General features: G+C 59.7%; 1 protein-coding gene. It reads right to left on the bottom strand.

Translation table 11 applies throughout. The annotated features are described in order from the left end of the window. Positions 1-382, bottom strand: a 382-nt coding sequence (locus HX773_RS25595) for an alpha/beta fold hydrolase (RefSeq protein ID WP_176973826.1), incomplete at both ends; no start/stop codon positions are given.

Raw genomic sequence — 382 nt, 5'->3', positions numbered from 1 at the left:
TCACCGGTCATGTAGCGTGACTTCGGATTGCCCGGTGGGTTGAGAATGCTCTGGATATGCCCGCTGCTCGACAGCACGAACTCGACCTTGCCGCCGAACAGTTGGGCCGACTTGTAGCAGGACTTCCAGGGCGTGATGTGATCGTTGGTGCCGGCCAGGGAGAAGATGTCGGCGGTGACTTTCTTCAGGTCGATCGGCGTGCCGCACACTTCCAGGGCATCGGCGCGTATCAGCGGGTTGTTCTTGAACATCTCGATCAGGTCGCCGTGGAACGCGGCCGGCAGACGGGTGGTGTCGTTGTTCCAGAAGAGGATATCGAACACCGGCGGCTCGTTGCCGAGCAGGTAGTTGTTGACCCAGTAGTTCCAGATCAGGTCGTTGG

This window comes from Pantoea sp. B9002 (genome assembly GCF_013385945.1).
Taxonomy (GTDB): Bacteria; Pseudomonadota; Gammaproteobacteria; order Enterobacterales; family Enterobacteriaceae; genus Pantoea.
The sequence above is the reverse complement of the archived record's forward strand: the minus strand, read 5'-3'. Positions and strand labels throughout refer to the sequence as shown.